Origin of the sequence: Streptomyces sp. HSW2009, from assembly GCF_040240285.1 — a bacterium.
Taxonomy (GTDB): domain Bacteria; phylum Actinomycetota; class Actinomycetes; order Streptomycetales; family Streptomycetaceae; genus Streptomyces.
Map to the genome: position 1 here is coordinate 1 of NZ_JBEHZD010000572.1, position 4662 is coordinate 4662.

Consider the following 4662-nt stretch of genomic DNA (forward strand, 5'->3'; position numbering starts at 1 on the left):
CCGCGGGCCTCCGGTGGGGCCGCGGACACCTGGCGGGCCGCGGACATCCCGGGGCCCGCGGCCCCCTGGTGGGCCGAGGTCCCGCGGCGGGACGGGCCATCGCCGCGGGGCGGACCATCGCCACGGGACGGCCCTTTCCACGGGACGGGTCATCGCCAAGGGGCGGACCGTCGTCGCAGGTCGGGCTGGTTCTTCAGGTCGGCCCGGGATCGGCCGGGGTGCCGGGTCCGGGCCACACCGCGGGGCAGGCCCGGCGTCCGACCGCGGCCCTGCCCTTCTCCGCGTACGGGCCGCCGCCCCTCGCTCGCCCGGCGCGTACGCCCTGGCCCATCGGCCCGGACACCTCGTACGGCCTGCCCGACTCGCACCACCCGAACAGCTCGTACGGCCCGCACACCGCGCATGACCCGGGCGCCCCGGACGGCCCACGGCAAGGACCAACCACCTCCCGCGGCGCTCGCCCGCCCCGTCGGCGCCCCGACGCACCACCCCGTCACCACCCCGCGCACCACCGCACCACCCCGCCCGCCCCGGCGCGTACGGACCGGCCCGCCGGCCCCGGCGCCGACCGGTCAGCGCCCCCGGCGGTCGGCGCCCCACCGGCACCCGCCGCACCCGCCGGAGCTGCGCACACGTCCGTCGGCGCCGCGCACGACCGGCGGGGCCGAACAGCCCCGCGCGCCACGCCACACCCACCGGGGCCGGGCGGGCCCCACCGCACCACGCGCACCGGGGTCGCACCGGCCCCACCCCCGGCCGACCGTCCCCGTACGGCCGCCCGCCCGTTAGCCCTGACGCAAGCCCGTCCGTTCCGAGCCGCTACCACGCCACCGCGGAGTCTCCCTTGGCCACAGGCACCGACCCCCACACCCCGACGGGAGTGCACGGCGTGCACGGCCCGTCGCGCGCTGCCATCCCCGAACGCCACCTGCGGACGGACCGCTGGTGGCTGCTGCCGGCCGCCACCGCCGCCGGTCTGTTCGCCTTCGTCGTCTACTCGACGTGGCGCGCGTTCGCCAACGCCGACTACTACGCGTCCCCGTACGTCTCGCCGTTCTACTCGCCCTGCCTGGCCGACAACTGCGAGCCGATGCGCAACGGGCCCAACTGGGCGCTGTTCGGCGGCTGGTGGGGTCTGTCGCCGTCGATCATCATCCTGATCCTGCCGCTGGGCTTCCGGCTGACCTGCTACTACTACCGCAAGGCGTACTACCGCAGCTTCTGGGCCTCGCCCCCGGCGTGCGCGGTGGCCGAGCCGCACGGCACGTACACGGGCGAGACCCGCTTCCCGCTGATCATGCAGAACGTGCACCGGTACTTCTTCTACGCAGCCGTCCTCGTCGCCTGCGTCCTTACCTACGACACGGTGCTGGCCTTCCGCGACGAGCACTACGCGTGGGGCCACATGGGGCTCGGCACGCTGATCTTCCTGGCCAACGCGGTGCTGCTGTGGCTCTACACCCTCTCCTGCCACTCCTGCCGGCACGTCATCGGCGGGCGGCTCAAGCACTTCTCCCGACACCCGGTGCGCTACCGGCTGTGGGGCCTGGTCGGGAAGCTCAACGCGCGGCACGCCAAGCTCGCCTGGTTCTCGCTGGTGAGCGTGGCGGTCGCGGACCTGTACGTGTACCTGCTGGCGAGCGGGGCCTTCGACGACCCGACCTTCTTCTGAGATCGCCCCCGCGGGGGCGCGACCGGCCCGCGGGGGCGGCGGCACGTACGGCAACGGCACGTACGCAACCGCGCGGGCGACTCCAAGGCTGCGAGAGGGAAACGAGAGACATGACGCAAGTCGAGCGACAGGCGTGGGACGTCGTCGTGGTCGGCGCGGGCGGTGCGGGGCTGCGGGCCGCCATCGAGGCGCGCGAGCAGGGCATGCGCACGGCCGTCATCTGCAAGTCGCTGTTCGGCAAGGCCCACACGGTGATGGCCGAGGGCGGCATCGCGGCCAGCATGGGCAACGTCAACGAGGGCGACAACTGGCAGGTGCACTTCCGCGACACCATGCGCGGCGGGAAGTTCCTCAACCACTGGCGGATGGCCGAACTGCACGCCAAGGAGGCCCCGGACCGGGTGTGGGAACTGGAGGCGTGGGGCGCGCTGTTCGACCGCACGGCCGACGGCAAGATCTCGCAGCGCAACTTCGGCGGCCACGAGTACCCGCGCCTGGCCCACGTCGGCGACCGCACCGGGCTCGAACTGATCCGCACCCTGCAACAGAAGATCGTCGCCCTCCAACAGGCCGACCAGCGGGAGTTCGGCGACCACGAGGCGCGGCTCAAGGTCTTCCAGGAGTGCACCGTCACCCGGGTGCTCAAGGAGGCAGACTCCACTGGACCCACTGGACCCACTGGACCCACTGGACCCACTGGCTCTGCTGGCCCCGCCGACGGCACGGGCCCGGCCGGCAGCCGGGTGGCCGGCGTGTTCTGCTACGAGCGCGAGTCGGGCCGCTTCTTCGTCATCGAGGCGCCGTCGGTCGTGCTGGCCACCGGCGGCATCGGCAAGTCCTTCAAGGTGACGTCGAACTCCTGGGAGTACACCGGCGACGGCCACTCGCTGGCGCTGCTGGCCGGGGCCCCGCTGATCAACATGGAGTTCGTGCAGTTCCATCCGACGGGCATGGTCTGGCCCCCGTCGGTGAAGGGCATCCTGGTCACCGAGTCGGTACGGGGCGACGGCGGGGTGCTGCGCAACAGCGAGGGCAAGCGGTTCATGTTCGACTACGTGCCCGACGTCTTCAAGGACAAGTACGCCCGTACCGAGGAGGAGGGCGACCGCTGGTACGAGGACCCGGACCACAACCTCAGGCCGCCCGAACTGCTCCCCCGTGACGAGGTGGCCCGGGCCATCAACGCCGAGGTGAAGGCCGGGCGCGGCTCGCCGCACGGCGGGGTCTTCCTGGACGTCTCGACCCGGATGCCGGCCGAGACCATCAAGCGCCGACTGCCCTCCATGCACCACCAGTTCAAGGAGCTGGCCGACGTCGACATCACCGCCGAGCCGATGGAGGTCGGCCCGACCTGCCACTACGTGATGGGCGGCGTGGAGGGCGACCCGGACACGGCGGCGGCCACCGGCGTGCCCGGCCTGTTCGCCGCCGGGGGGGGGGCCCGCGGCCGGGCCGGGGGCCCCCCGGGGGGGGGGCGCCCCCCCCCCGCCCGGGGGGGGGCCGCGGGCGCCGCGGGGGGGCGGGGGGCGCCGCCGTCCGCCGGAACCACGACGGACACGCCACCTGACCGGGCCGGCGGCGAGCGCGCCGAAGGGGCCGACCCGGACGACGACTTCGGCCCGTACGACACGCTCGCGCCGCGCGACACGTTCGCCGCGCGCGACGGGCTCGGTGCCGGCGCCGACTTCGGCCCGTACGACACCTTCGGCACGCACGACGCGTCCGGCCCGTACGACGAGTTGGGCCCGTACGACGCGTACGCGCAGGACGGGCGGCTCACGCCCGGGCGCGCCCGCGAGGAGAGCGGGGCGGACCTCCCGCTCGGCCCCGGTCGAGTGCGGCTGGTCGGTGCCGGGTTGTTGCTGGCGCTGGTCGTGGTGGCCTTCGCGCTGACCGGTCCGGTCGCCGCGCTCCCCGCCATCGCCGCCGACCTGCACGGCGCGGACCGCACGTCCTGGCCCGTCATCTCGGCCCTGTTGGCCGCCACGGTCGCCGTGCCGGTCTTCGACAAACTCGGTGAACTCCTCGGCCGCAGGGGCGTGTTCGGCTGCGCCGCCCTCGTCCTCGCCGGCGGCTCCGCGCTGGCGGGCTGGTCCCGCACGATGGGGGAGCTGATCGTCTTCCGTGCCGTGCAGGGGGGGGGGGCCGGCGGCGTGCTGATCGGCGTGCTGGCGATCACCGCCGCGGTGCTGCCGCGGCACCGCCGCCGCGCCACCGCCCTGCACGGTGCCGCCTGCGGCCTCGCCGTCGCCGCGGGCCCGTTGCTCGGCGGCTGCCTCGCCGACCACACCTCCTGGCGCTGGTGCTGCTATCTGACCGCGCCGCTCGGCCTGCTCGCCCTCGCTCTCGTCGTGCCCGCGCGGCGGCTGCCGCGGCCCGCGCGCCGTGGTCGGTTCGAGGTCTTCGGCGCGCTGTTCACCGCCGCCGCAGCGCTCGCCCTGGTGCTGCTGACCAGTTGGGGCGGTACGGAGCGGACCTGGGAGGGGCGGATCGCGCTGGGCCTTGGCCTCGGCGCGCTGGGCACCGTCATCGTGGGCGTCGCCGTGGCGTACTTCGCCCGCGAGTCGGTCACGCCGCTGCGGCTGGCCCGTGAGTCGCTGTGCACCGTCGACACCCTGGTCGGCGCCGTCCTCGGCGTCGCGCTGTTCGGCGCGGCCAGTTGTCTGCCGGCCCATCTGCACCGGCTGGCCGGCGCGTCGGCCACCACGTCAGGGCTGTGGCTGCTGCCGCTGCTGGGCGGCCTGTTCGTCGCCGCGGCCGGCGCCGGACGGCTGATCAGCCGCACCGGCCGCTTCCGCGGCCTGCGGGCCTGCCCGCTCCTCGGCTGCGCGCTCGCCGCGGTCGGCATCGGCCTGCTGTGCCGACCCGTGGCGGCCGACTCCCGCCCCGGCTACGGCCTGTGCACCGGCCTGCTGGGCCTCGGCGTCGGCCTGGTGCTGCCGGCTCTGCTGCTCGCCGTCCGGCAGGCCGCGCGCCCGGGCGCGGCCGGC

2 protein-coding genes and 1 pseudogene are annotated in these 4662 nt (G+C 75.1%); all 3 read left to right on the top strand.

The features are described 5' to 3' along the window. Positions 1-844 precede the first annotated feature (844 nt). Positions 845-1672 (top strand): succinate dehydrogenase subunit SdhC, encoded by an 828-nt coding sequence (gene sdhC, locus AAHZ94_RS28755; RefSeq protein WP_349996532.1) that lies wholly within the window; start codon positions 845-847, stop codon positions 1670-1672. Between the two features lie 110 nt (positions 1673-1782). Beyond that, positions 1783-3147, top strand: a pseudogene (locus tag AAHZ94_RS28760) (fumarate reductase/succinate dehydrogenase flavoprotein subunit); the annotation flags it as partial. A gap of 360 nt (positions 3148-3507) precedes the next feature. Beyond that, a partial coding sequence (locus AAHZ94_RS28765; RefSeq protein WP_349996534.1) for an MFS transporter occupies positions 3508-4662 on the top strand: 1155 nt, incomplete at its 3' end.